This is a genomic window from Aeromonas sp. R10-2, assembly GCF_040908445.1.
GTDB classification, from domain to species: domain Bacteria; phylum Pseudomonadota; class Gammaproteobacteria; order Enterobacterales; family Aeromonadaceae; genus Aeromonas; species Aeromonas veronii.
Window position 1 is genome coordinate 18,856 of record NZ_JBFODS010000006.1, and the last position, 26,554, is coordinate 45,409.

At 58.8% G+C, this 26,554-nt stretch carries 23 protein-coding genes and 1 tRNA gene; 14 read left to right on the forward strand and 10 right to left on the reverse strand.

All coding sequences use genetic code 11. The annotated features are described in order from the left end of the window. Window positions 1-24 precede the first annotated feature (24 nt). Both AB5Y97_RS00180 and AB5Y97_RS00185 read left to right on the forward strand, forming a co-directional pair. On the forward strand, window positions 25-2,451 hold the full coding sequence (locus AB5Y97_RS00180; RefSeq protein WP_201946813.1) for a DNA polymerase II: 2,427 nt from the start codon (window positions 25-27) through the stop codon (window positions 2,449-2,451). 74 nt (window positions 2,452-2,525) lie between these two features. Next, window positions 2,526-2,777: a DinI family protein gene (locus AB5Y97_RS00185; protein WP_005352362.1), complete on the forward strand. Its 252-nt coding sequence runs from the start codon at window positions 2,526-2,528 to the stop codon at window positions 2,775-2,777. Window positions 2,778-2,954: 177 nt separating this feature from the next. Here AB5Y97_RS00185 and AB5Y97_RS00190 read toward each other — a convergent pair whose 3' ends face one another. The 5 genes from AB5Y97_RS00190 to dcuC form a co-directional block, all read right to left on the reverse strand. Then, the gene (locus AB5Y97_RS00190) at window positions 2,955-3,818 is read right to left on the reverse strand and encodes a DUF2927 domain-containing protein (RefSeq protein WP_201946812.1); all 864 of its coding nucleotides are present in this window, start codon (window positions 3,816-3,818) and stop codon (window positions 2,955-2,957) included. 26 nt (window positions 3,819-3,844) lie between these two features. Beyond that, window positions 3,845-4,348, reverse strand: a complete 504-nt coding sequence (locus tag AB5Y97_RS00195) for a M48 family metallopeptidase (protein ID WP_158112516.1) — start codon at window positions 4,346-4,348, stop codon at window positions 3,845-3,847. Between the two features lie 144 nt (window positions 4,349-4,492). Then, on the reverse strand, window positions 4,493-6,136 hold the full coding sequence (locus AB5Y97_RS00200) for a hypothetical protein (protein WP_201946810.1): 1,644 nt from the start codon (window positions 6,134-6,136) through the stop codon (window positions 4,493-4,495). Window positions 6,137-6,321: 185 nt separating this feature from the next. Then, entirely contained in the window at window positions 6,322-7,968 is a 1,647-nt protein-coding gene (locus AB5Y97_RS00205; RefSeq protein WP_368157011.1) for a bifunctional UDP-sugar hydrolase/5'-nucleotidase, read from the reverse strand. A gap of 91 nt (window positions 7,969-8,059) precedes the next feature. Next, window positions 8,060-9,412, reverse strand: a complete 1,353-nt coding sequence (gene dcuC / locus AB5Y97_RS00210; protein WP_201946807.1) for an anaerobic C4-dicarboxylate transporter DcuC — start codon at window positions 9,410-9,412, stop codon at window positions 8,060-8,062. Between the two features lie 195 nt (window positions 9,413-9,607). Between dcuC and AB5Y97_RS00215 the strand changes: the two genes are divergently transcribed. After that, window positions 9,608-10,072 (forward strand): hypothetical protein, encoded by a 465-nt coding sequence (locus tag AB5Y97_RS00215; RefSeq protein ID WP_201946806.1) that lies wholly within the window; start codon window positions 9,608-9,610, stop codon window positions 10,070-10,072. 183 nt (window positions 10,073-10,255) lie between these two features. After that, entirely contained in the window at window positions 10,256-10,852 is a 597-nt protein-coding gene (locus AB5Y97_RS00220; RefSeq protein WP_368157014.1) for a DUF922 domain-containing protein, read from the forward strand. A gap of 95 nt (window positions 10,853-10,947) precedes the next feature. On the opposite strand, the gene mnmC is transcribed toward AB5Y97_RS00220, so the two are convergent. Beyond that, entirely contained in the window at window positions 10,948-12,966 is a 2,019-nt protein-coding gene (mnmC, locus tag AB5Y97_RS00225) for a bifunctional tRNA (5-methylaminomethyl-2-thiouridine)(34)-methyltransferase MnmD/FAD-dependent 5-carboxymethylaminomethyl-2-thiouridine(34) oxidoreductase MnmC (protein ID WP_201946802.1), read from the reverse strand. Between the two features lie 90 nt (window positions 12,967-13,056). Here mnmC and fabB point away from each other — a divergent pair, with 90 nt between their 5' ends. After that, window positions 13,057-14,268 (forward strand): beta-ketoacyl-ACP synthase I, encoded by a 1,212-nt coding sequence (gene fabB, locus AB5Y97_RS00230; protein ID WP_368157016.1) that lies wholly within the window; start codon window positions 13,057-13,059, stop codon window positions 14,266-14,268. Between the two features lie 239 nt (window positions 14,269-14,507). On the opposite strand, the gene AB5Y97_RS00235 is transcribed toward fabB, so the two are convergent. Next, window positions 14,508-16,193: an aspartate:alanine antiporter gene (locus AB5Y97_RS00235; protein WP_005336899.1), complete on the reverse strand. Its 1,686-nt coding sequence runs from the start codon at window positions 16,191-16,193 to the stop codon at window positions 14,508-14,510. A gap of 137 nt (window positions 16,194-16,330) precedes the next feature. On the opposite strand from AB5Y97_RS00235, the gene AB5Y97_RS00240 reads away from it, so the two are divergent. Further along, window positions 16,331-16,495: a hypothetical protein gene (locus AB5Y97_RS00240; RefSeq protein WP_155728475.1), complete on the forward strand. Its 165-nt coding sequence runs from the start codon at window positions 16,331-16,333 to the stop codon at window positions 16,493-16,495. Window positions 16,496-16,966: 471 nt separating this feature from the next. Here AB5Y97_RS00240 and AB5Y97_RS00245 read toward each other — a convergent pair. Beyond that, window positions 16,967-17,042 (reverse strand) — tRNA-Asn (locus tag AB5Y97_RS00245). A gap of 133 nt (window positions 17,043-17,175) precedes the next feature. On the opposite strand from AB5Y97_RS00245, the gene uvrB reads away from it, so the two are divergent. The 3 genes from uvrB to AB5Y97_RS00260 all read left to right on the forward strand — a co-directional run bounded on the left by uvrB (window position 17,176) and on the right by AB5Y97_RS00260 (window position 20,268). Next, window positions 17,176-19,188 (forward strand): excinuclease ABC subunit UvrB, encoded by a 2,013-nt coding sequence (uvrB, locus tag AB5Y97_RS00250; protein WP_201946801.1) that lies wholly within the window; start codon window positions 17,176-17,178, stop codon window positions 19,186-19,188. Then, window positions 19,185-19,442: a YkvA family protein gene (locus AB5Y97_RS00255; RefSeq protein WP_201946799.1), complete on the forward strand. Its 258-nt coding sequence runs from the start codon at window positions 19,185-19,187 to the stop codon at window positions 19,440-19,442. Before uvrB ends, AB5Y97_RS00255 begins: the two co-directional genes overlap by 4 nt. Before the next feature lie 178 nt (window positions 19,443-19,620). Next, window positions 19,621-20,268, forward strand: a complete 648-nt coding sequence (locus tag AB5Y97_RS00260; protein ID WP_047437729.1) for a DedA family protein — start codon at window positions 19,621-19,623, stop codon at window positions 20,266-20,268. 79 nt (window positions 20,269-20,347) lie between these two features. Here AB5Y97_RS00260 and dsbB read toward each other — a convergent pair whose 3' ends face one another. Together dsbB and nhaB are read right to left on the reverse strand one after the other, a co-directional pair. After that, window positions 20,348-20,869 (reverse strand): disulfide bond formation protein DsbB, encoded by a 522-nt coding sequence (gene dsbB / locus AB5Y97_RS00265; RefSeq protein ID WP_005336895.1) that lies wholly within the window; start codon window positions 20,867-20,869, stop codon window positions 20,348-20,350. A 98-nt stretch (window positions 20,870-20,967) separates the two neighbouring features. After that, the gene (gene nhaB / locus AB5Y97_RS00270) at window positions 20,968-22,548 is read right to left on the reverse strand and encodes a sodium/proton antiporter NhaB (protein WP_201946797.1); all 1,581 of its coding nucleotides are present in this window, start codon (window positions 22,546-22,548) and stop codon (window positions 20,968-20,970) included. 333 nt (window positions 22,549-22,881) lie between these two features. Here nhaB and fadR point away from each other — a divergent pair, with 333 nt between their 5' ends. The 5 genes from fadR to AB5Y97_RS00295 all read left to right on the forward strand — a co-directional run bounded on the left by fadR (window position 22,882) and on the right by AB5Y97_RS00295 (window position 26,323). Next, window positions 22,882-23,595 carry a fatty acid metabolism transcriptional regulator FadR gene (gene fadR, locus AB5Y97_RS00275; protein WP_026034983.1) on the forward strand — a complete coding sequence of 238 codons (714 nt, stop codon included), beginning with the start codon at window positions 22,882-22,884 and terminating at the stop codon, window positions 23,593-23,595. A 265-nt stretch (window positions 23,596-23,860) separates the two neighbouring features. Further along, window positions 23,861-24,001, forward strand: a complete 141-nt coding sequence (locus tag AB5Y97_RS00280) for a TIGR02808 family protein (RefSeq protein WP_005345965.1) — start codon at window positions 23,861-23,863, stop codon at window positions 23,999-24,001. 187 nt (window positions 24,002-24,188) lie between these two features. Then, entirely contained in the window at window positions 24,189-24,746 is a 558-nt protein-coding gene (locus tag AB5Y97_RS00285; protein ID WP_100653659.1) for a YaeQ family protein, read from the forward strand. Between the two features lie 12 nt (window positions 24,747-24,758). Then, window positions 24,759-25,643: an AEC family transporter gene (locus AB5Y97_RS00290; RefSeq protein ID WP_368157020.1), complete on the forward strand. Its 885-nt coding sequence runs from the start codon at window positions 24,759-24,761 to the stop codon at window positions 25,641-25,643. 215 nt (window positions 25,644-25,858) lie between these two features. Then, entirely contained in the window at window positions 25,859-26,323 is a 465-nt protein-coding gene (locus AB5Y97_RS00295; RefSeq protein ID WP_368157022.1) for a hypothetical protein, read from the forward strand. Window positions 26,324-26,554 lie beyond the last annotated feature (231 nt).

A 26,554-nucleotide genomic window follows, 5' to 3' on the forward strand; every position in this document is an offset into this window, starting at 1 on the left:
TCTCGGACAGCCCCTTTACGCTTCATGACTGCAACCCAGCCCACCGTACCCGCCACTCCGCCGCTCGACGGTTTTATCCTGACCCGCCACGGTCGGGACATGCGCGGCCGCAACGGGCTGCCTGCAACCACCGAAATCGTGATGTGGCTCTGGAGCGCGCAGGGGCCGGTGCGGGTGGTGGTGCCGGGGCAGGAGCCGGTGTTCTTCCTGCCGCAGAGCCATATGGCAGAAGCCGCCGAGCTGTTCAAAGGCGCCGGGGTGAGCGGACGGTTTCGCCGCCTGCCGATGCACACCTTCGACGGTCGCCCTGTGGTGGGCTGCTATTTCGCTACTCTGAGTGCCTTTCACCGTGCCATCGAGCTGTTGCTTATTCGCGGGCTGGAGCACTTCGAGGCGGATATCCGGCTGCCGGAGCGCTTCCTGATGGAGCGTTTCATCACCGCTGGTGTGCGCTTCGATGGCCGGGCGGTAAAAAAGGGGGGCAAGCAGGGCTACTGGGAGGTGAACGAGGCGCGCTGCGCGCCGCAGGCGGTGACACCGACCCTCTCCTGGGTGTCCCTCGACGTGGAGTGCGCCATGGACGGGGCCCTCTTCTCGGTCGGTCTTTACAGCGAGCAGGATGCGCGGGTCATCATGATCGGCACCCCGGAGGCGGATGCCGAGAGCTGGGGCACCCAGGTCCAGTGGGTAGAGGACGAGAGCGCCCTGCTGAGTGCGCTGGAGAGCTGGTTCAGCCTGCATGACCCCGATCTGGTCATCGGCTGGAACGTGGTCAACTTTGACTTTCGCCTGCTGCTACGCCGCGCCGAGCTTAACAAGCGGCGGCTGCGGCTCGGGCGGGGTCGTGAGCTCTGCTTCTGGCGCTCGTCACGGGGCGATCCCCAAACCGGCAACGTCATCATTCCCGGACGCATGGTGCTCGATGGCATCGATACCCTGAAAAGCGCCACCTGGCAGTTTGCCAGCTACAGCCTGGATGCGGTGGCGAGCGAACTGCTCGGCCGTGGCAAGGATATTGAGGATGTGGCCAATCGGGGGGAGAAGATCACCGAGCTGTTCCACTCCGACAAGGAGGCGCTCGCCCGCTACAACCTGGAAGATTGCAAGCTGGTGTGGGAGATCTTCGATTACTGCCACCTCATCCCTTTTGCCATCGAGCGGGCTTCCCTCACCGGTCTTGAGCTGGACAGGGTAGGGGGCTCGGTGGCGGCCTTTACCAACCTCTATCTGCCGCGGCTGCATCGTGGCGGTTACGTGGCCCCCAATCTGCCGGCCGACGGGGGGCTGGCGAGCCCCGGTGGCTATGTGATGGACTCCAAACCCGGTCTCTATCGCCATGTGCTGGTGCTCGATTTCAAGAGCCTCTACCCCAGCATCATCCGCACCTTCTGCATCGACCCCATGGGACTTATCGAAGGGCTGCAGCATCCCGAGCACGCAATTCCGGGCTTTCGCGGCGCCATGTTCTCCCGCGAGCGGCACTTCTTGCCGGAACTCATCGCCACCCTGTGGGCGGCGAGGGATAGAGCCAAGGCTGCCAGCAACAAGGCACTCTCCCAGGCCATCAAGATCATCATGAACTCTTTCTACGGCGTGCTGGGGTCGGGGGGCTGCCGTTTCTATGATCCGCGCCTAGCCTCGTCCATTACCCTGCGTGGCCACAGCATCATGCAGCAGACCCGCGAGTGGATTGAGGCGAAGGGGTTCGAGGTGATCTATGGTGACACCGATTCCACCTTTGTCCATCTGGGGCGCGAGACCAGCCCCGATGAGGCGGACGAGATTGGCCAGCGGCTGGCGAAGATGATCAACGATAACTGGGCTGCACTGATCAGGCGCGAGTTCGACCTGCCGAGTTATCTCGAGATCCAGTACGAGACACACTATCGCCGCTTTCTGATGCCCACCATCCGCGGCTTGGAGAAGGGCAGCAAGAAGCGCTATGCGGGGCTGGTTGGCAAGGCCAGTGAGGGGAGTGAACAGCTGGTATTCAAGGGGCTCGAATCGGTGCGCACCGACTGGACCATGCTGGCCAAGCAGTTCCAGACCCGCCTCTATGAACTGGTGTTTCACGATGAAGATCCCAGCGGCTATGTGCGCACCATGGTAGATGAGACCCGCGCCGGTCGCCACGACGATCTGCTCATCTACCGCAAACGGCTACGCCAGAAGCTCGAAGAGTATCAGAAGAATGTACCGCCCCATGTGCGAGCGGCGCGGCTGGCCGATGAGGAGAACCTGCGCCGCGGTCTGCCCCAGCGCTATCAGCATCGGGGCGCCATCGCCTATCTGATGACCCTCAATGGCCCCGAGCCGCTGGAGTACCGGCGCAGCGCCATCGATTACGAGCACTATATCGATAAGCAGTTGCGGCCCATTGCCGATGCCATCCTGCCCTTTATCGGCGAGTCGTTCGACCGGATCTGTGGTCAGCAGCTGGATCTTTTCTGATTGGTGCAAGTTGGCACTTTACTTCCTATGAATACTGGATAAAAATACAGTTATAAATCATGGAGAAGTTTCCTATGCGTCTTGAAATCATCATCGACAGAAAACATCAGATCCCGACCTCGACCATGGAGGCGCTGCGTCAGGAGCTGCTCAAGCAGCTTGGCGAAAAATTCCCCGACATCCATGTGCGGGTCGCGCCGGGCAGTGCCATGGCCCTGACCGTCAGCCGTGCCAGCAAGGAAGATAAAGAGCTGGCCGAAGCCATGGTGCAGGAGGTGTGGGAGAACGCCGACAGCTGGATGCCGGAAGAGAACGTCGCCTCCTGATCCCCACGGTCAGTGGATAATTCTGGGCGGTGGATAAATGGGCAGCTGAAAAACGGGCATGCCTGCTAACGATTCGCAGAGCCCCGGACAACAAAAAACGCAGCCAAGTGGCTGCGTTTTTTGTGGGTGGTGAGAGGTTCGCGGTGGTTTGTCTGGCTCTGGGTTAAGCCAGGCCCGTTACAACCCCGCCCAGCTTTTCAGGCTCTGTTGCTGCACCCGGCGATTGGCTTCGCGGATCTCCCCCCTAGCGCGCAGGTCGGCCAGCGCAATGGGCAGTGCGGCGCGGATCTCGTCACTGCTCATTCCGGCTTTGAGGGCCGGGTGATAGGCCATCTTTAGCAGCACATAGTCCAGCCCGGTCAAAAAGCTGTCGATGCTGTTGTCATTGAAGATGGAGGGAAACACCTTGTCCGAGTCGTTGGGCAGCCCCATCACCTGAGTGAACTCCTCCACCACGCAGTCGAGAAAGCGTCCCTTGGCCCGGCTGTAGTCTACCGGAATGATGATGGTGGCACGGCTGATCTCGTGTTTTGCATTGGTTGCGAAGTTGGCAAGGCAGAGCCCCTCCTTGAGCGCCATCTTGACCGATGGATCCCCCCCCATGGTGCGGTTGGCCCAGCTCTTCATCTTGTTGTAGTCGGTCATGATCAGGGTGAGGTTGGGCTTTGCGGCCACCATGCTGATGGAGTGGCCGGTGATGCGAGCCAGATGGGCCGCCTGTACCTTCACCACGTCTGCCTGCAGCGGCTTGTCACCCGACTCGTTGATAAGTTGCAGCCGGATCGGCTGCTGCCAGCGGGCAAAACGGGTCTGCCTGGCTTCGCCATACTCCCGCTCCATGGCGATGGCCATAAAGCTCTCGGTGAGATAGCTGTCGCTCTGCCAGCGCTCATCGGCACGGGCGCTGTGGCCCGCGAGCAGAATCAGCAGCGCCAGCAGCCCACGTAACGCGCGGTGGGGGCGGGCAGCGCAGCCCAAGCTGGCCATTACCAAAGTGGCAATAAAGCGCGTGGCACCAAAGGGGGTTGCGGCAAATGACATGTTTCCTCCCTGAAACGGTTGTCAGCCTAGCGGTTGGCCTTGTCGATATCACGCCAGGTGAGCCAAAGCCTGAGATCAAACTCCAGTTGATGATAGTCGGGCTCCATGTGTTGGCAGAGCTGGTAGAAGCTCTTGTTGTGATCCTTCTCTTTGATATGGGCCAGCTCGTGCACCACGATCATTTTCAGGAACGGGGGCGGCGCCTCCTTGAACAGGGCGGCGATGCGGATCTCGTTCTTGGCCTTGAGCTTGCTGCCCTGCACCCGGCTGACGTAGGTGTGCAGGCCGAGGGCATCCTTGATCACATTGATCTTGCCATCGAACACCACCTTTGACAGGGGCGCCGAGCTCTTGAGGTAGCGGTTCTTCAGCTCCATGGTGTAGGCGAGCAGCGCCTTGTCGCTCTGGACCTGGTGGCTTTCCGGATAGCGTTTGGCCAGCATCTCCCCCAGCTTGCCCGCCGCAATCAGCTGTTGTACCTGTGCCTTGAGGGGGTCTGGATAGCCGCCCAGATAAGTCAGTTCCGCCATGGTGTCACTCGTTACATCAAAAAGAGCGTCATTGTAGTTATCTCGGGCGGGCTTGCCTACTGCGGGCCGTCGCTGCAAGGGGCTTTGGCGCAAGAAAAAGGGCGGCCATTGCAACAATGGCCGCCCTGCGGGGCGTATTGACGATCAGCGTCGGCGATAGAGACCCGGATCCACCTCTTCGTAGTGGCTGGTCAGGTATTGATAGAAGGCGAGATGGGAAGGGGAGCTGGGTTTTTTCAGCTCCTCGCTCACCCGATCCGGCTTGGCGATGATGAACTTCGGGCTCTGGCGCTGGATATCGGCCAGCACCCGCTCGCGCACGTCATAGGGCGGATTGACGTTGGCAAAGAAGAGGTAGGCGGATGCCGGCTGGCGATCGGTCCAGAGATAATATTGCGGCTGGATACCATCGACCCAGATCTTGTCGCTCGGGCTGGTCTCGGCCTTGATGCGATCAACCCGTACCTGCGCGGCCGGATTGAAGGGGCGACCCTTGAGGGTCCCTTCCCAGGCGTTGTTGATCATCAGCAGTAGCATGGCCAGCGTTGCCAGCCAGGGGGTGGCACTGCGCACATCCCAGGCGCGCCAGAGAGGGATGAGGATCAGCACCGGCAGCGCCCACAGCAGGCTGGTGCCGAGCACCTCGTTGACCCGCTCGAGGGACCACTCCTTGGTGCTCCAGCCAAAGGCGAGCTGCTGAGCCAGCAGCCAGCTGGCGGTGAGCACTACCAGCGAGATGCAGAGCAGGCCGATGGCATCAGCCTGCTGTTCGCTGCGAGCCAGCAATACCGCCAGCGGCAGCACCGCCAGTTGCAGATAGAGCACGTCGTAGTGATCGAACACATGGCCGGAGACCGAGTTGGCGATCAGGGTAAACAGCACCCCAAACAGGGTTGCCAGCAGGGCGGGCAGATACCACTCCTGACGGCGGCTCAGCATCAGAATAATAAAGGCGGGCAGCAGCATCACAAGGCCGGTGCGCAGCAGGCCGACGGCGCCCACCATGGGGGAGAAGCCGTTGCCGTAGCTCCCTTCGAAGAAGATGTCGAAGGCGTAGTATTTGAAGGCCGCCAGCAGATCATGCTGCTGGAAGTAGGCGTAAAGCGGGCCGCCAATCAGCGCCAAACCGAGCAGGCTGGAGATGAGCAGCAAGATGGCATCACGCCACTTTTCGTGCAGACACCAGTGGCAGAACAGCACCAGATACCAGGCTCCCCAGAAGGCGCCGTTGTTGGTGCGCATCCAGGCGACGATGGCGAAGGTGAGGGCCGCTACCAGCGCCGGCCACCAGCGAAATCCTTTGTCCAGCAGCAGGGTGATGAAGGCCCACTGGGCGATGAGGGCGAGGTGGAAGGTCCAGTCCTCGGTCATGTTGCCGTAGTAGTAACGGGTGCCGTAGAGAGCCAGTACCGCCAGCATGGCGCCAAGACGCGCCTTGAACGAGAGGCCAAGTTGGGCAAAGGCTTGCCAGCTGGCCAGCAGTCCGAGCCAGCAGAGCACCCACTCCAGTGCCCAGATCCCGACAAATCCCCCCATTCGATAACCCAGCGCGTCGAGGGCGAAAATCATCGGCCCCTTGATGTCTATCATGTCGCGATAGAGCACGCCCCCTTCGCTCCACATCTTGCCCATCACAGCGAACAGCGAGGCATCAAAGCCCGGCGCCATGGCGTGGAAGAGCGGGTTGCGCAGACAGAAGAGCAGCGCCAGCAAGGCGGTCAGCAGCACGATGGCTGGCTTGATACCCGGGTTGACGCGAGGGGGAGTGAAACTGATGGAGTGATTCATGAAGTCGCCTGTTCCTGCAGCTGGTCTTGAAAGCGGGCCTATCTTGCCGAGCTAGTGAGTGCGATGCAATGGGGCGGGCCCGTGTGGGGCAAATATTCTCGAAAAAGCCCGGTTCTTGCAGGGAACCGGGCGCTGGCTGCGGCAATATTGCCGTCAGGGGATGTGGCAAAGGCATCCCTCCGATATCAACTGAAGTACTCAAGCAGGGGCGGCTGCGCTTCCAGCGTGGGCAGGTGACGGGCCCAGCGGATAAAAGCGTCGGCCAGGGTGATGCCGAGCTCCTGATTGTGCTGGGTCAGGGTGCGCGCCAGTGCGGTGTAACCCTCCTTGCCGGAGGCGGTATAGGCGCTCGATACCCCGCGATAGACCTGTTTGGCATTGACCGCTTGCCACTGGCCGGGGGCGGCTTCCCACTCCAGTCGGGTGATGCGCTGGCCTTTGGGCCGATCGGCCTGATAGGTGAATCGCACCCCCGCGGTGTAGGGGAAGCTGCCATTTCCATTGCCGACCACGCCGTTGTTGGTGGCGTTGTCGATGGCATTCTCCAGCGCTTCCGCCAACTCGTGACCGTGCACCCGATAGAGGGTGAGGGGAATGGCAAACGGCAGCAGGCGACCGGCGATATCTGCTTCGCTCAGGGGGCCCGGCTCCAGCGAGCAGCGCACGCCGCCAGCATTGTGCAGGGCAAAGTCCACCTCGCCTACCTGTTCCCGGGCCGCCATCAGCATGGCGCGGGCCACCAGCGGGGCGAGCTGGCTGCCGTGGGGCAGGGTGGCATCCGGCAGCCGCTGATGGGGAAGTGGCGCCGCCAGTCGGGTGACGATGCGCTGGCTCATGGTCTCTATCTCAGGCCGATAGCGTTTGGCCAGATGTTGTTCAAGCTGTGGATCCGGCTCGCAGAAGGTGAGCCCGGCGGGTGGGGTGGAGGCAAATGGCCAGGGCTGCCAGGGGAGCCACTCCAGCTGCCCCTGACTTTGCACGACGCGGCCTGCCTTATCGAAGGTGAGCTCGCAGACACCGAGGCAGAGGGCGCTGTGGCCAGCGTGCAAAATGGCCACCCCGTTGTTCATCAGCGGGTAGGTACCTTCGCTTGGCAGACCCAGCGGCGCGAGATCGCCGAGCAGGCTGTGGGTATGGCCGCCGATGATGAGGCTGAGCTCGGGGAAGCGCTCGGCCAGCAGCTTGTCCTGATCCAGCCCGAGGTGGCTCAGCAGCACGATATGGTGGATCCCTTCGCGCTTGATCTCCCGCAGCACTTTAGTGAGGGTCTCGGCGACCGCGTGGAAACGGGTGTGGGGATCCGGGTTGGCGATGGCAGCCATTTGGGCGAGGGTGATGCCGAGCAGCGCAAAGGGAACCCCGTCGATCACCCGACGATGCCAGGGCTGATGGGCGTCGTAGAGGTGGGGAATATCCCATAGCCCGAGTGGCGTGTCGGCAGGCTCCTGACTGTTGTCCAGATTGGCGGCCAGCACCGGAAAATCGAGCTGGCGCAAGAACTCCACCAACGGGCCGTTGCCCAGATCGAACTCGTGGTTGCCAAGTACCATGGCATCGGGGGCCAGCATGGCGAGCAGGTCGGCGTTGGCGCGCCCTTTGAAGCGGTTGAAATAGAGCGAGCCCTGAAAGGAGTCGCCACCGTGCAGAAACAGAAAACGCTGGCCGGCAGCTGCGGCTTTTGCACGCAGTTGGGTCAGTCGGGTCAGGATCCGGGCATAACCGCCGCACTGGGTGCGCCATTGGCCTTCACCGACAGGGGAGAAGCTCATGGGCGCGCCATCGAAGTGGGAGTGGCAATCACTGAAATGGGCAAGTTGAACCGTAATACTCATCTCGGTCCTCCTTAGGGGGAAAATGAGCACCGAGTCTACTGCAAAGGGGGGGGAGGATACCAGCCCGGCAGGGTGCCGGGCTGGTCAATGATCAGGCGGGTACCATGATCTGGGTGGCGACGATCACCACCAGCAGGCCGACGGCGACCGGCATACTGGTGCGCTTGACCACCTCGAACGGCGAGAGCTTGCCCATCCCGGCACAGGCGACCACCACCCCGGAGACCGGAGAAATGGTGCGACCCAGGTTGGAGGCTTGCAGCATCGGGATCACCAGATAGGCCGGGTTGATGCCAAGGCTGCTGGCCAGGTTGGGGATCAGCTCCACGAAGGCGTAGAAGGGGGCATTGCCCGAGCCGGTGGTGAAGGCGGCCAGGGTGGTGATCACCACCAGTGACAGCATCATGATCAGGCCGCCCGAACCGAGATCCTGCGCGTGAGCCAGCAGGGTGTCGATAAAGCCGATGGTCATCAGACCCTGGGCGAAGACGCCGGCACCGACCAGCAGCATGACCACACCGGCAAAGGCATCAGCCATGTTGCGCCAGCAGACCAGCAGACCGTCCAGCAGCTCCTTGCCATTGCGGATCCGCACGAGTTCCAGCAGGCTGGCCAGCACCATGCACATGACGATGATGGTGACGATATCCAGTTGCGGGCCCCATTTACCGTCAAACACCAGCACCCCGATGATGGGGGTAAAGGGCAGGATGGCGTAGAAGGCCGGCGCAGTCGTCACCAGATCACCCGGGGCAACCGGCTCGTTGTGCTCGCCGGATTTTTGGTCAAGGTAGCGCTGCCAGAAGAAGTGGGTCACCGCCATGCAGGCGATCGCCACCAGCGAGATGGGCAGGGTCAGCTTGAAGGCAAAGTCCAGCAGCGGCATGTTGGCGGCTTGGGCGGCCATCACCACGTCCCCTGAGGTCGGTGCCAGAATAATGGCGGCTGGCGAGGCACACACGGCTGCAGCCGCGCCACGGGAGATCCCCATGTTGACCATCAGCGGAAACAGGGTTGCCATCAACAGCACGCCGAGGCCGGTAGCGGAGCTGACCGCCAGCGACATGGCGCAGGCCACCAGATAGGCAGCCACCAGCAGGATATAGGGGGACTTGATGATGCCGAGCGGTTTGCTGGCCAGCTTGACCAGAATGGTGTTGGCGCCGATATGGCTCATGTAGCCGGCGAAGCCGCACAGCACCATGATTAGCATCCCCAGTCCACCGCCACGGTCATTGAGCAGGAAGCGGACGTATTCGAAGATATCGGTAGCGATATAACCGGTGCTGACCACCTTGCTCGGCAGTACCGGCTTGCCCATCATGGCGGTGATGACCAGCAGCAGCAAGCCGCCGCTCAGCAGCACCCCGGTCGCGGAGTATCCTTTGAAAATGGCACGGCCCACCACCAGGGTGATCAGGGTGCCAACGATGAGTTCCAGCATATGTTGCCTTCTGATTGGATGAGAGTGGAGGGAGTCTATTCCGATAGGGGTAGAGTGGCGACTGGAAACAGGATGTTGTGTGAGCTAAATCAACGTTTAACCCCATGAACAGAATTAAAGAAAGGTAAAGGTACTTTACCCAGCGGGTTTGGCTACCTACCCTTGCCAGCCTTGGTTGTCTTTTGAGGCTTTTATATGGTGACTGGTGGTTTTTTAGGCATTAAACGCTCTATTTTCCTGCTTGCGATGCTATTTTCACCTACTTGCGTGTTTGCGGTAACCAATGACGGTTTTCATCAAACCGGTCCTCATCAGGCGGTCGCCATGCGGCCTCTCATGGCTCCTCACTCTTACGGCGTTCTGGTGGTTGCCGAGGGGAACAGACCCCGTTTTGCCGCGCTGGCATCCAAAACCACGGAAGCAAACTGCCTGGCCCGTCATGCCATCCGGGTAGATGGAGTCGCGCTGCTGGTTACTCCGAGATTCTATGCCAAAGAGGGAAAACGGGGACTTTGCGAGCTGTGGCTCAATGAGGGGGCAGATCAGGACTTTTTTGCCAACCGCCTTAAAAATGATCATTTTATTCAGATAGATGGTCATGACATCAATGTGAAAAACTATCACCTCGACTGGCAGCGCATCAGCCGTCATGCTCAATAAAAATACAGTTTTGCCCTTGTGCCATACTCTGCTCACGCAACCTGTGAGCGTGCTCTGATTTCTGGGCGCATCATTGTATTGCGCCGCCTCGTCGTCACACATAGGCTATACCCGTCATCTGTGTGGCGGTGGGGTTCACCAAGGTTGGTACTCCGCCCGTGCAATCAAGGAAGGTAGTCTGGCATGGTCAGCAAGGTTTATGGAGTAGTGGGGGTCGGGTTGTTGCTGTTGCCCCTGATGAGTCAGGCTCAGCCGAGCCGGCCGCAAGTGGTGCCAGAGTCCCGCATCAATGTCCGTTTTTATGAGGTCAATGCAACCGGTCCGGAGCAGCTTGCCCGGGCGATTGCCCAGAGTGCTCCCAAGGTGAATGGCAAGCCCGTACTCGGCAAGGCGAGTTATCAGGTGGACTGGCAGCTGGATACCGAGCAGTTGCCGGGGCGCTGCCAGCTCAACCGGGTGACGGTGACCACCAACGCCACTGTGTTGCTGCCCCGCTGGCGTCAGAGCGCGAACAGTAACGATCCTGCCCGCCAGCGCTGGGGGCGGCTGCTCTCCAGCATGTTTGACTACGAATCCCGCTTCAAGGAGATGGTGCAGCAGGGGGCAAATCAGGTGGGTGGCGCCATTGCGGGATTACCCGGTCATGCAGATTGTCAGGCGCTGCGCTATGCCGCGTGGACAGCAGGTAGTGGCGAGCTGAACAAGATTAAGGGACGGCTCGACGGATTCCAGCGTCAGACAGGTTACGGCGAACAGCTTGGGGTGCACTGGCCCAAGTGAGCGCTATCTCAAGACGCAATATCCAGCATCGCACGATTTGATAAATAGAATGGCCGCCCGATGGGCGGCCATTCTATTTGCTTGCAGAGTCCGGTTTAGACCAGCGCCTTGCCTTTGAGCAGTTTGCGCACCCAGTAACGGGCTGGGTGGAGCGCTTCCAGCAGATCGGCGGCCAGCGGCAGGGGATCGCCGCAGATCTCGCTGGCGAGCAGCTCGCCACAGAGCGGCGCCGAGCAGAGACCCCGCGAACCGAGCGCCCCCAGCACATAGAGGCCGGGGTGAAGGGGGAGTGGCTGGGCGTTGTGCTGATCATGCTGCAGCTGCGCATAGTGATCCGCCAGACCTTGCAATCTGGCCACTGGCCCCACCACCGGAAGGTGATCCCGACTGGCACAACGCACCCCTACGCGCGCCTCGTTGCCGCTCACATCCACTTCGGCGGGCCAGGTTTGCTCCGGCAGGCAGGCTTGCAACCGCACCTGATTCTGGATTTGCTCCTCGGCACGAAACTCAAGGCTGCTCTGGTTACGGCCATAACTGGCGCCGATGCAGTGTTGATCGTTGTGCATGGGTGTGAGGTAGCCATCGTAGCAGAGCACGGTCTTGAGCTGACGCAAGCTGGCCGTGGTCGGCACATGGCTAACCTGACCGCGCACCGGATAGAGGGGCAGCTCGGCAAAGGGGAGCAGTGCTGGCAACTGGTGACCGGCGGCGACCACCAGATTGGGGGCCTGCCAGTGGCGGCCATCCTGGCTCTCTACTTGCCAGCCATCGGCCAGTTCAGTAATAGCGACCACTTCGGTGTTGAACACGACCTTCAGCAGCCCGCTGGCTTGTGCTTCTTTGATAGCTGCGCGGGTGAGATCGGCCGGACAGAGCCAGCTCCCCAGCGGGTAACTGACGCCGCTGTGGCCGCAGGGCAGGCCAACCACCTGCTCTACCTCTGATGTAGAGAGGGGATGCATCAGTTCGGACGGGAAGGGGCCCTGGTTCATTTTCACTAACTTGGCTGCCGATTTGTCGTCATAACCGAGCTGGGTCACTCCGCATAATTCGAAAGCGATAGGATGGCGTTCGGCCAATGCCAGCAGCCGTTGGCGGGCATAGCCAAAGGCGAGCGAATAGAAGCGCGACAGGGCATCGTGCTCGCCGTTGAGCAGTGGATAGAGCGCGCCCTGGCGGTTGCCGGAGGCGCCGGTGGCCGGTTCGCTATCTGCACACAGCAACGTCACCTTGCGACCCCGCTCCACCAGAGAGAGCGCCGTCATGGCCGAGGCGATGCCGCCGCCGATGATCACCACCTCGCCAGCGCGTCCGGCAGGACGGGCATACCAGGGGACTATGGTCTGTTGCGGCTGCTTGTCGGTGCGATCCCCCACCAGCATCTCCCGCTTGCTACCGTGGCCCTTCACCTTCTTCATGGCAAAACCGGCGGCAATCAGGCCGCGACGGACAAAACCGGCACAGGTAAAGGTGGCGATGGAGCAATCGGGACGGGCGAGGCGAGCGAGACCATCAAACAGCTCCTGTGTCCACATTTCAGGATTCTTGGCCGGGGAGAAACCATCCAGATACCAGGCATCCACCAACCCTTCTGCCCGGTGAGGCACCTGCGGCAGCATATCCTTGATGTCGCCAAACCAGAGATCGAGGCGAATGCGGCCGCCCGCAAAATGCAGGCGGTGGCAACCGGAGATCGGCAGCGGCCACTGGGCGACAAGGTCCTGACTCAAGTGGCCAAGTTCATGCCAGGCGGCCAGCGCCTTGTGCAGATCGTCTTGGGTCAGGGGGTATTTCTCGAAACTGATGAAGTGCAGACGGGAGCCGTTACCGGATTGGGGCGCCTGTTCCAGGAAGGCTTGCATTGTCGCCAGAAAGTTAAGGCCTGTGCCGAAACCTGTTTCACCTATCACGAAACTGTCACTATCGTGGTGCGAAAATCGCGCAGGTAGCCGGTTTTGCTGCAAAAAGACGTAGCGGGTTTCACTTAGACCGTTATCATTGGAAAAGTACACATCCCCGAAGTCACTGGAGACAGGAGTTCCCGCTTCATTCCAGTCCAATCGGGCATGATGTAAGGATGTTTGACTCACGTTTTCCTCGGCTCGCGTCACAAAATCGCGGGCATTCTACGTGAAAGCAGACCAGTTTGGCAGCCGAAAGCGGGTAGACTTGGCGCCAGTTTTTCCAGACGAGATGAATTAATGAGAAGAGCAGTGATCACCGGTATCGGCGTCATCTCCAGTATCGGCAACAACAAGGAAGAAGTGCTGGCCTCCCTGAAAGCAGGTAAATCCGGCATCACCTATTCCGAGCAGTTCGAGCAGCACAACCTGCGCAGCCGTGTCTGGGGTAACATCAAACTCGATCCGTCTGAACTGATCGACCGTAAAGTCATGCGTTTCATGGGTGACGCTGCGGCCTACGCCTACCTCTCCATGCAGCAGGCCATTGAAGATGCCGGTCTGGCGGAAGATCAGGTCTCCAACGAGTGTACCGGCCTGGTGGTCGGTTCAGGTGGTGCCTCCGGCAAGAACACCTCTGAATCTGTGGACATCGCCCGTGAGAAAGGGGTCAAGCGTGTGGGCCCTTACATGGTGCCGCGCACCATGTCCTCCACCACTTCCGCTTGCCTCGCGACCCCGTTCCAGATCAAGGGTGTCAACTACTCCATCAGCTCAGCTTGCGCCACCTCTGCCCACTGCATCGGTCACGCGCTTGAGCTGATCCAGCTTGGCAAACAGGATGTGGTCTTCGCCGGTGGCGGTGAAGAGCTGGACTGGTCCTCTACCATCCAGTTTGACGCCATGGGCGCCCTCTCCACCAAGTACAACGACACGCCGGAAAAAGCGTCCCGTACCTATGATGCGAACCGCGACGGTTTCGTTATCTCCGGTGGCGGCGGCATTCTGGTGATCGAAGAGCTGGAACATGCGCTGGCCCGTGGCGCTCACATCTATGCCGAGTTGACCGGTTACGGTGCCACCTCCGATGGTTACGACATGGTCGCGCCGAGCGGTGAAGGCGCGGTGCGTTGCATGAAGATGGCAATGCAGGGGGTGGGCAAGGTTGATTACATCAACACCCACGGCACCTCCACTCCGGTCGGTGATACCAAAGAGCTGGAAGCTATCCAGACTCTGTTTGGCGCCAACGGTCCCAAGATCTCTGCCACCAAGGCGATGACCGGTCATGCGCTGGGCGCGGCGGGCGTGCACGAGGCTGTCTACTCCCTGTTGATGATGGAACACGGCTTTATCGCCCCCAGCATCAACATCGAGACTCTGGACGAGAAAGCGGAAGGTCTGCCCATCGTGCGCGAGTACGAAGCGGCCGAACTCAACACCGTCATGTCCAACAGCTTCGGCTTTGGCGGTACCAACGCTTCTCTGGTGTTCAGCAAGTTCAAAGGCTGATTATCCGGTTGATATAAAAAAAGCGCCTCAGGGCGCTTTTTTTGTCTTCGGGATCTGCCATCACTCATTGCAGAGCAGAGATCGCCCATTGTGGAATAGGGGGGCAGATTTCAGCGCAGATGGTGGGGGGGAGGTGACGCCACACCAATGAGCCTGATCTACATTTCTCTAGCGGGGCAGATAGCAAGAAGGGAGCCTGAGGCTCCCTTCTTTGTTAGCGGTAATGTGATGGCTGCTGGCTAAAACCAGAAGCCGATGATAAAGGAGCCCGCCAGGGTCAGCATCACGTTGGCCACCGCATAGGTACCGGCATAACCGAGCGCCGGAATGGAGCTGTTGGCTGCCTCGTTGACCACATCCATCGCTGGGGCACAAGTACGGGCACCTGTGATGGCACCGAGCAGCAGCGCCGGGTTCATCTTGAGCACCCAGACCCCGAACAGATAGCCAACCAGCACCGGCAAGGTGGTCACCAGCATGCCAGAGAAGAGCACTACCGTACCCACCTCGCTGAGGTGGTCGAGGATGCCGCCACCGGCTTTCAGACCCGTACTCACCATAAAGACCGCAAGACCGAGATCCTTGGCCAATCTGAGCGCACCGGGCGGCACATAGCCTACCGTCGGGTGGTTGGCCCTCAGGTAACCCATCAGAATACCTGCCAGCAGCAGGCCGACGGCGTTGCCGAGACCGAATTCGATCTGACCGAACACCAGCGAAACGGAGCCGATCAGCAGGCCGAGCACGAAGAAGGTGGTGAAGGCAACCAGATCCGTGGTCTGGCTGTGGATGCTGATAAAGCCGATCTTGTTGGCCAGCAGTTTGACCCGCTGCTTCTCGCCGCTGATCTGCAGTACGTCGCCTTTTTGCAGCATGATGTTGCGATCGAACGGCATCTCGATCTGGGAGCGCACTACCCGGTTGAGGAAGCACCCTTTCTCGGTGAGGTTGAGCTCCACCAGATGACGGCCTACCACGGAGTCATTCTTTACCACGATCTCTTCGGTGACGATCTGCAGGTCAAGCAGGTTGCGATCAAACACCTCTTTACCGTTGCGATAGTTGACGTCCAGCTTCTCGTGGCTCTCGGGATAGCCCACCAGGGCGATTTCGTCCCCTTCCTGAATAACGGCATCGCCATCGGGGCTGGCCAGAATGCCGTTGCGGCGGATCCGCTCTACATAGCAACCGGTATGGGGATAGATGCCGGTCTCTCGCAGGGTACGACCACCGATCCAGGCTGCCAGTTCGGGACCCACCCGATAGGCGCGGATGATGGGCAGATAGGTCTTGCGACTCTCGCTGTCGGAGAGACCCCGCTCACGGGCGATTTTTTGCGCTTCGGTATTGAGGTCGAGGCGTGCCAGTGAGGGGAGATAGCGCACCACCAGCATCAGGCCCACCAGACCCACCAGATAGGTCAGGGCGTAGCCGATGCCCATATTGTCCAGCACCGCCTGCATATCAGTTTGATGGGGTAGGTTGAGCAGACCACTGCGCAAGGCATCCTGGGCACCCACCAGCGCTGGGGTCGAGGTGAGGGAACCCGCCAGGATCCCCGCCGCCATGCCCGGTCCCAGATTGAAGAACTTGGCCAGCCCCACCGTCAGCAACAGGGCGGTCAGCAAGATCACCAGGGTCAGGGTGATGTAGTGGATGCCGTCGCGCAGGAAGACGCTGAAGAAGTGAGGGCCCGCCTCGATCCCTACACAGAAGATGAACAGCATAAAGCCGACGTTTTCAGTGGTGGCTGCAAATTCGAAACCCATCTGGCCGAACAGCAGGGCGGTAAACAGCACACCTATGGTGTTGCCAATCTGAAAGTTGCCAATTCGAACCTTGCCAAGCAGCAGGCCGAAGGCCAATACCACGAACAGCAGCAGGGAGTCGCTTTGATGTAGCAGTGTCACGAAATCTATGGTCATGCCCGGAAAAACCGAGGAAAAAAGTGGGGTCGATATTGTGCCGGATCTATCCCCAATAAAGAAGCGCAAGGGATCGATTAATCGGACGTTATCGGACGCTATTTGTGGAACCGGCGGCGTGATAGGGAGACAAGCGGATGAAATCTGGCAATTTTTGCTGTAACCGTCGTTGTCAATTAGTGAAATCTGCTGCCCGCGACCGAAGTGCTCTGGCGCAGGCCGATATTTTAGATTCTGCTGTCCGGCCGCTTGGCGGGGATCAGTTTCAGCAGATTCAACCGATGGCCGCCATGGTTGGCTGAGGGTCAAATCAGCTTGATATTTGCCCGTTCGCCCACAGGGAAAGGGTTGGCAAAAAGATACCTCTGAAAAGTGCCAATAGAACCTGTCACCCCGCTGTTCCTGAGGGGGCAAAAAAACAGCATAAAATCAGGTTGGCCAGCAAAATGACTCTTTGCCGGGGGCCATCAAGGGCAATCCCGCGTCCTGACAGGGCTTGCTGAACTTACCCACAGAATCTGTGGATAACCCTGTTTATGAAACTTGTTCATCGCCCTGAAAGCCGCGCCAGCACTGGGATGCAAGGGCTGTTCAAAAAATACCGGAAAAAAAATGTTTTTATAAAAATCAAATAGTTAGATGCGACAGGAGAAAAATCTGTCGAGCCGGGACGGGTAACAAAAGGGAGCGTCAGCAGCAAGAAGGATCTTGTGCATTAAAATTGGCAGGAGAGGGCACTAAAGTGGATAACTTGCACCGAGATGGTGAGGAATTGGCTCCCCCGACTGGACTTGAACCAGTGACATACGGATTAACAGTCCGCCGTTCTACCGACTGAACTACGGGGGAACATCAGGCAAGGAGGAGCATCATACAGAAGGTGTCCGGGGTGGTCAAGCCATTCGCGGGATGATGGCACGGGTGTACCGTTGCCAAACCCTCGGTTACACTGCTCCTCTGCTGTTTTGTGTCGGGAGTGTTCATGAGCAAATTGTTCAAGTTAGCCAGCCAGTTTCAACCCGCCGGGGATCAGCCCACGGCGATTGCCCAACTGCTGGATGGCATCGAGTCGGGGCTGGCCCATCAGACCCTGCTCGGGGTGACCGGTTCGGGCAAGACCTTCACCATGGCCAACGTCATCGCCACCCTGAACCGCCCGACCATGATCCTGGCTCCCAACAAGACCCTGGCCGCCCAGCTCTATGGTGAGATGAAGGAGTTCTTCCCCGACAATGCGGTGGAGTATTTCGTCTCCTACTACGACTATTACCAGCCCGAAGCCTATGTGCCGACCACCGACACCTTTATAGAGAAGGATGCCTCCATCAACGATCACATCGAGCAGATGCGATTGTCGGCCACCAAGGCGCTGCTGGAGCGGCGCGACGTGGTGATCGTTGCTTCGGTGTCGGCCATCTATGGTTTGGGGGATCCCCAGGCTTATCTGAGCATGATGTTGCACTTGAAAGTGGGGGATGTGATCAACCAGCGGGATATCCTGCGTCGCCTCGCCGAGCTGCAGTACACCCGCAACGACATGGCGTTTCAACGCGGCACCTTCCGGGTGCGCGGTGAAGTGATCGACATCTACCCCGCCGAATCGGACAAGCTGGCCCTGCGGGTAGAGCTGTTTGATGAAGAGGTGGAGCGCCTCTCCCAGTTCGACCCGCTGACCGGCGCCATCGAGCAGACGGTGGTGCGCTATACCATCTACCCCAAGACCCACTACGCAACCCCGCGGGAGACCATTCTGGGGGCTATCGAGCATATCAAGGAGGAGCTGCGCAGTCGCCGCGAGCAGCTGTTGTCCCTCAACAAGCTGGTTGAAGAGCAGCGAATCAGCCAGCGTACCCAGTTCGACATGGAGATGATGCAGGAGCTGGGTTACTGCTCCGGCATCGAGAACTACAGCCGCTACCTTTCCGGCCGTGCGCCGGGGGAGCCGCCGCCCACCCTGTTTGACTACCTGCCGGGGGACGGCCTGCTCATCATCGACGAGTCCCACGTCACGGTGCCGCAGATTGGCGCCATGTTCAAAGGGGACCGCTCCCGCAAGGAGACCCTGGTGGAGTACGGCTTCCGGCTCCCCTCGGCGCTGGACAACCGGCCACTCAAGTTCGACGAATTTGAAGCGCTGATGCCGCAGACGGTGTTTGTCTCGGCGACTCCGGGCCCCTACGAGCTGGAGAAGTCCGGCGGCGATGTGGTGCAGCAGGTGGTGCGCCCAACCGGCCTGCTCGATCCGGAGATCGAGGTGCGTCCGGTGACCACGCAGGTGGACGATCTGCTCTCCGAGATCCGCAAACGGGTCGCCGTCGAGGAGCGGGTGCTGGTCACTACCCTGACCAAGCGGATGGCGGAAGACTTGACCGAGTATCTGGCGGAGCACGACGTCAAGGTGCGCTACCTCCACTCCGATATCGACACGGTCGAGCGGGTGGAGATCATCCGCGATCTGCGCCTCGGCAAGTTCGATGTACTGGTGGGCATCAACCTGCTGCGGGAAGGTCTCGACATGCCGGAGGTGTCGCTGGTGGCGATTCTGGATGCGGATAAAGAGGGCTTCCTGCGCTCGACCCGCTCGCTGATCCAGACCATCGGCCGGGCGGCGCGTAACCTCAACGGCAAGGTCATTCTCTACGGCGATACCATCACCAACTCGATGAAGATCGCCATTGAGGAGACCGAGCGGCGCCGCGCCTTGCAGCATGCCTATAACCTCAAGCATGGGATCACCCCCAAGGGGCTCAATAAGTCCATTGGCGATGTGATGGACATGGGCGGCAGCCGCACGGCAGGCAAACCTGGCAAGGGGATGCGCAAGGCGGCCGAGCCGCAAGGGGAGTACCATGTCCGCTCTGCCAGCGAGATTGCCAAAGAAATCAAGCGGATGGAGGAGCAGATGTTCCAACATGCCCGGGATCTGGAGTTCGAACAGGCGGCAGCACTGCGGGATCAGATCCAGCAGTTGCACAGCGAGTTGATTGAGTCATGAGCCGCAAACGCTGGCTGATTTGGCAACGACTTCGTCGTTTCTATCATGGTTTTCGCCATCCCGGTACCCCCTGGTGGGCGAGGGGACTGGTGATCCTTATCCTGCTCTATGGCATTAGTCCGGTGGATCTTATCCCTGACGTGGTGCCCTTGCTGGGTTGGTTCGATGACGTGACCCTGCTGCTGGTGTTGCTGTGGGGTTGGGAGCGTTGCCTTCCCCCCGCAGTGCGCAGCGATCTGGAACAGGCCTCCTAGTTCACCTTTTCAACACCACGCTCGACATCACTCTGTGCGCTCCCACCCTCGAAGGAAGCGGAAAAACGGTTTCATTTGAAGGTGGGCTCTGCAGGATGAAAAAGAGGCTGGCCGGTGATTGTCGCCCGAATGGCATTGGCGTAGACTCCACGCCGTTCACTTTATGGGTATGGAAAAAATGGATCTGATCCTCTTTGCAATCGACTTTATCCTGCACGTTGACGTGCATTTGAAAGAGCTGTTCGAGAACTATGGCGTCTGGGTTTATGCCATCCTGTTTCTGATCATCTTCTGTGAAACCGGGTTGGTAGTGACGCCGTTCCTGCCGGGTGACTCCCTGCTGTTTGCCGCCGGTGCGCTTACCGTGGGCAGCGTGCTGGACGTCCATACCCTGGCGGCCGTGCTGATCATCGCTGCCGTGCTGGGCAACGTGGTCAACTACACCATTGGGCACTTCTTCGGCGAGCAGCTGTTCCGCAACCCGGACTCCAAAATCTTCCGCCGGGATTATCTGGAGAAGACCCACGCCTTCTATGCGAAGCATGGTGGCAAGACCATCATCATCACCCGCTTCCTGCCCATCGTGCGTACCTTCGCGCCGTTCGTGGCAGGGATGGGGGCCATGACCTATCCGCGCTTCCTGGCGTTCAACCTGGTTGGCGGCCTGCTGTGGGTACTCTCCTTCGTTTATGCCGGTCACTTCTTTGGCAATCTGCCGGTGGTGCGTCACAACTTTACCCTGCTGATCTTCGGCATCATCGGTATCTCCCTGTTGCCCATGGTAATTGGCGCGGTCAAGGCCAAGATGGGTACTGCCAGGGCGTAACCAGAAATAGGGTCAGCCATAACGAGAAAGGGGGGAGCCATCATGGCTCCCCCCTTTTTATCTCCACGCGGCATGATGATCAGTTGCAGCAGCGCCCTTTCACCAGATTGCCGATGGCCACTACGGTGAAGACCAACAGGTAAGCGGCGAAGATGACGACCAGCCACTGGGGCATGGAGTAACCGAAGAACTGCCAGGTGATCTGGGCACAATCCCCTTCAGGCATAAAGAGCCAGGGGAGCCACTGATCGAGCGGAGCCCAGCTCGGGAAGTCGGCAAACGGGCTGCAGACGTTGAACGGGGAGGGGTTAACCTGATAGTCCACATGCTTGAGGGCCAGCTGGAAGCCACGGAAGGCACTGTAGCCCCACAGCAACATGGCACTCCAGCGAACATACCACTTATCCGGCGCCACCATGCCGAGCAGACCGGCGGCCAGCACACCCAGGGTCGCCAACCGTTCGTAAACACACATCACGCACGGGGAGAGGCCCAGCACATGCTGGAAGAAGAGGGCACACAACTCGAGGAACAGGGCTGATGCTGCCAACAAGCCCCAGGCCAGCCGATGGGCGGCGATACGGCGGAGAAACTCGATCATCTAATTGATCTCTCAGAAAAAACAGTGGCTGAATTAGAGCAGAGCGGGGCAGAAAAGAAAAGGGCCCTGAAAGGGCCCTCGGAAACCATATCAATGGATTAATGCAGCGCTGGCTGTACCGCTGGCAGCGTACTCTCCATCACCAGCCATCCGTGCTGATAGAACCACTCAGTGGCAGGGCCAAGCAGCAATTCGACAGAGAAAAAGCCGATCAGCCCCAGCACCAATGTATAGGGCAGCGCCATCCAGACCATGCGGCCATAGGAGAGACGCAGCAGCGGCGCCAATGCCGAAGTGAGCATAAACAGGAAGGCGGCCTGACCATTGGGGGTGGCGACCGACGGCAGGTTGGTACCTGTGTTGATGGCTACCGCCAGCAGATCGAACTGGGCGCGGTCGATGGCACCATTGAGCAGGGCAGTCTTGACTTCGTTGATGTAGACGGTCCCGACAAAGACGTTGTCACTGACCATGGAGAGTAGACCGTTGGCTACATAGAAAAGAGCTAATTGTTGCTCTTGTTCCGCCGAAAGAACCCACTGGATCACCGGCTTGAACAACTGCTGATCGATGATGACGGCGACCACGCTGAAAAACACAGCCAGCAGGGCGGTAAAGGGCAGCGCCTCTTCAAAGGCCTTGCCCAGAGCATGCTCTTCGGTAATACCGGTGAACGAGGTTGCCAGCACGATGACCGAGAGGCCAATCAATCCTACCGCTGCAAGATGCAGAGCCAGGCCGACGATCAACCAGATGGCGATCAGAGCCTGTACCATCAGCTTGGCCTTGTCCTGCTGGGTGCGTTTGGCATTCTCATGCAGGTTGTACTCCTCCATGATGGCGCGCACCGACTCCGGCAATTTGGCACCATAACCGAACCATCCCATCTTCTCGACCAGCACACAGGTAAGCAAACCGCAGATAAAGACGGGGAGCGAGACGGGGGCCATGCGAATGGCAAACTCGCCAAAGTGCCAGCCAGCCTGTTCGCCGATGATGAGGTTCTGTGGCTCGCCCACCAGGGTGCAGACACCACCCAGCGCGGTACCGATGGCGGCATGCATCATCAGGCTGCGCAAGAAGGCGCGGAACTGCTCGAGAGCCTGATAGTGGTCTTCCTTTACTTCCTGATCATGGGTGTGGTCATGTGCATGTCCAAATCCCTTGCCGGACGAGACCTTGTGATAGATGGCATAGAAACCGGTAGCAACGCTGATCACCACGGCAATGACCGTCAGTGCATCGAGAAAAGCTGACAGGAAGGCGGAGACCAGACAGAAGGAGAGGGAGAGCAGGATCTTGGAGCGTACGCCGATCAGCAGCTTGGTGAAGACATAGAGCAGCAACTGCTTCATGAAATAGATACCTGCCACCATAAACACCAGCAGCAGCAGCACCTCGATATTGGCGACCAGCTCATGCTTGACCTGATCGGCGGAGGTCATGCCGATCAACACGGCTTCGATCGCGAGCAGGCCACCCGGTTGCAGGGGGTAGCATTTGAGGGCCATGGCCAGGGTGAAGATAAATTCAACGACCAGTAACCAACCCGCAATGAAAGGATCAAGGTGGAAGGCGATCGGATTGATCACCAGAAATAGCAAGATGGCGTTTTTGTACCACTGTGGTGCATTGCCCAAGAAGTTCTTGGCTAATGCCTGCCCTAGGCTTATTGGCATGATAATGGGTCTCAACTTTGTTGTTAGGATCTGCTTCTATGCAGTCAAGGATGATCCGACCTGTGCCTCCGGATGTTGGCCTTTATCTGTCTGATTCCTCGTGATTTTAATCAAAAAGTGTGACGATTATAAATGATAGCCGATGGATCTCTGCCCATCTGTCTGTTTTATAACCACCTTGTCGGGGGTGGCTGGCTCCCTCGTGGCGATTAGATACATATTCCCAACACTATATTTGCCATATGTGAGCAGAGGACTGACCTTATGCTTGCCAGCCATCATCGCTTTGATATCATTCGTCAGCCTTTTTACGCATTACAACAGAGTCAATTCATGGTTATAAAAGCGCAGAGCCCAGCTGGGTTTGCCGAGGAATACATCATCGAGTCCATTTGGAACAATCGCTTTCCTCCCGGATCTATTCTGCCCGCCGAGCGTGAATTATCCGAGTTGATCGGGGTGACGCGGACGACCTTGCGCGAAGTGCTGCAGCGACTGGCCCGTGATGGCTGGTTGACCATACAGCATGGCAAGCCGACCAAGGTGAACAATTTCTGGGAAACCTCCGGCCTCAATATTCTGGAGACGTTGGCCCGTCTGGATCAGGACAAGGTACCTGATCTGATAGCTCAGCTGCTCTCCGCCCGTACCCATATCTGCACCATCTTTATCCGCGGGGCGATCCGTCACAATCCGGAGCAGGCCGCCGAGATCCTGCGTGGCGCCGATGGGGTCGAGAACAACGCCCAGGCTTATGCCGAGTTCGATTATCGCCTGCACCACCAGCTGGCGTTTGCTTCCGGCAATCCGATCTATGCTTTGATCCTGAACGGTTTCAAAGGGTTGTACAGCCGGGTCGGCAGCTACTACTTCTCCGACAAGCAGGCCCGCGAGACCGCAGATGCCTACTACAAGACCCTGCTCAATCTGGCGGAGACCAAGAACCACGAAGCCGTGTTCATGACGGTGCGTCAGTACGGTATCGAGTCCGGCAAGCTGTGGACCCGCCTGCGTCAGGACATGCCAAGCGATCTGTGCGACAACTGATCCCTTGCCTGTGCTGTCCAAGAAACGCGCCATCCGGCGCGTTTTTTTATTCTGCCGTGTTTGTGTCTATCCTTGATTGGCGGTGGTAATTGCTTGAACTGCATGGATATTTGGCCAAAAAGCTTGATCCAGCGCAAATGAACCCTGCATTTATCACTTTGGTGGCATAGGACCCAACCGCTGATTGAGGTCAAATGGAGGCATCAAGAGCGGGGCCAATATCCGCCAGAAGGAACACACCTTTCACCGGATGAAGGACACAACAATGAGTCTTCTTGAACACACCATCTGGACAGTACTGGGATACGGGGCCATGCCCTTTATCTTTCTGAGCGGATTCGTGGCGGTGGCAGTGACCTGTTGCATGCTGCTGAACGCGTTCGGGGTACAGTCCGCCGAGAAGTGAGTCGCTTCTCATGCCGCCAAATGCCAGTCTTCGGACTGGCATTTGTTTTTTGTGTCTTTTAAAGCACTTATCCCGGCAGGTAAGGGGAAATCTTTGGTCAGGATGGTCGAACCTGCCGCCGATTTTGATTACACTGGCGCCCGTATTTCCCACTCACCCTTCTCTTATCAGGTGTTCAAGGTTTTCTATGGCTCTCAAGGCAACCGTATTCAAGGCTCAGATCAGTTTGTCTGATATGGATCGCAATCTGTATCAGGACTTCTCCCTCACGCTGGCGCGCCACCCCTCCGAAACCGATGAGCGGATGATGATCCGGCTGGCGGCCTTTGCCTGGCACGCCGCCGAGCGACTGGAGTTCACCAAGGGATTGAGCGCCGATGACGAACCCGAGCTCTGGTGCAAGAACTACTCGGACGAAATAGAACTCTGGATCGAGCTGGGCCAACCCGATGAAAAACGGCTGAAAAAGGCCTGTAACCGTGCCCGTCAGGTGGTGCTCTACCTCTACGGCGGTCGTGGCACCAGCGTCTGGTGGAAGCAGAACCAGGGCAAGCTCAGCCAGCATGACAACCTCAGCATCATCGAACTCTCCGACAGCCAGACCCTGCCGCTGACCTCCATGGTCGAGCGTACCATGCAGCTCACCTGCACTATCTCCGATGGTCAGCTCTGGGTCAGTAACGGCGCACTGGAAGTGACGCTGGATCCGGTGGTGCTGATGGGCAAACCGGCCCGCGAACTGTAACGGACGCCGCCCATGTTCAGCGCCTTGCTCAATATCGTCATTCCGGTGTTCGGTGTGGTCGGGCTCGGCGCCCTCTATGGGCGATTGCGACCGGGGGCCGCGCTCGGTTACGTCAATCGGGCCAATATCGAGCTGTTTACCCCGGCGCTGGTCTTCTCCGCGCTGGTCAAGTATCCGCTGGTGCTGGCGGAGCATCTGCCGCTGATTGCGGCGGGGGCGCTGGTTATTCTGTTACCCGGTCTGCTGCTCGCGCTGCTCAAACTCAAAGGAATTGAGCGGGCAGCCCTGATCTTGCCCGCCATGTTCCGAAATACCGGCAATCTTGGTATCCCCTTGATGGTGCTGGCGTTTGGCGAGCAGCAACTGGGGGCCATCGTGATCCTCTTTGTGCTCTCCAATCTGCTGCACTTCTCGGTCGGCATGTTTATTCTCTCGGCCAATACCTCCCGCTGGCTGTGGCTGCGCAGCCCTGTGTTGTGGGCCGCGCTGGCCGGTTTGCTAGTGGCCAACCTGCACATTACGCTGCCGGAATATGTGGTGACCACGGCCTCGCTGCTCGGTCAGATCTCGGTGCCCCTGATGCTCTTTGCGCTGGGCATTCGCCTGATGGAGGGAGAGCTCGATCACCTTGGCCTCGCGCTCAAGTGCAACCTGCTCTATCTGCTGGCGGGGGGATTGTCGCTGCTGCTGGCGATCTGGCTGTTGCCGCTCAAGACGGAGTGGATCCCGCTGTTGATGTTGTCGGTTTCCTTGCCCCCTGCGGTGTTGAATTACATGCTCTGCGAGCAGTATCACTGTCAGCCGGACAAGGTGGCCAGTATCGTGCTCGGCGGCAATGCCCTCTCTGTGCTGGTGATCCCGCTGGCGGTCTTGTTGGCACTTCATCTGCCCGGCTAAGTCAGATTGCATCGCTGCGGCGGTGCGACTCACTGGTCTATTGCTTGATCGAACCGAGCCGCAGTCGTTCGTATCTCATCCATGCCATCTCTGTCCATCATTGCCTCCGTAATATATCTGTCGTCCCCGTATCCGACCCTGAGCCTAACGGCGACAGCTATAGTTGAAAAAGAGCTGACTGACACTGTTTAACCAATGCCAGTGAGGGAAACCGGATGGGCACAAGTGAGCAATCTGATCCTGTGGGGCAGGCAAAATCGCGCTATGACCCAGCATTGCCTACCGGTTATGACTGGCGCAGACACCGCCGTTTTATCCTCAGTGGCGGTGGTTACAAGGCAGAATGTCGCCGTCGCAACTGGTTTCTGGAGTTGCTCAACCCGGTGCCCTATGTGGTGGTGCGCGACATAGCCATCGGCGGCATCGGTATTCTGGGGGCCATACGGTTGAAAGAGGGGGATGAGCTGGTGATTGCCATTCCCTCTGGCGAGAAGCTGCGCGGTCTGGTCGTGAGATCCCAGCCAGACCCACTTTTTCCCAAACTCTATCGCACCGGTATTCGTCTGCATCGTTATCCGACGGCCGAGCTGTTTGCCCGCTGGCAAAGTTACATTCAGCCGCAAGATAAAGCGGATTTCGACCATGAGTGCCAAGTCTTGAAACAGGTATGCGGCGCGTGAGCCAAATGCCATTTCAGTGGCTGTTTTCCCCACCTTCAGCATGATCTGTCGATGGACTTTGCGGATCAGCAGGCTTGGTTGGCCCAAGTGATTTATCTTGCTGCATGTGTTTTCATCTTTATGTTTTTATTGAATTTTATCTGTGCCTCTGAAGTCGCGGAGGATACGGATCATTTTCCCTTTTCGTGATCCCCCCCGAAGTAGTTCCCCCTGATATCCCTTAGTATCTGG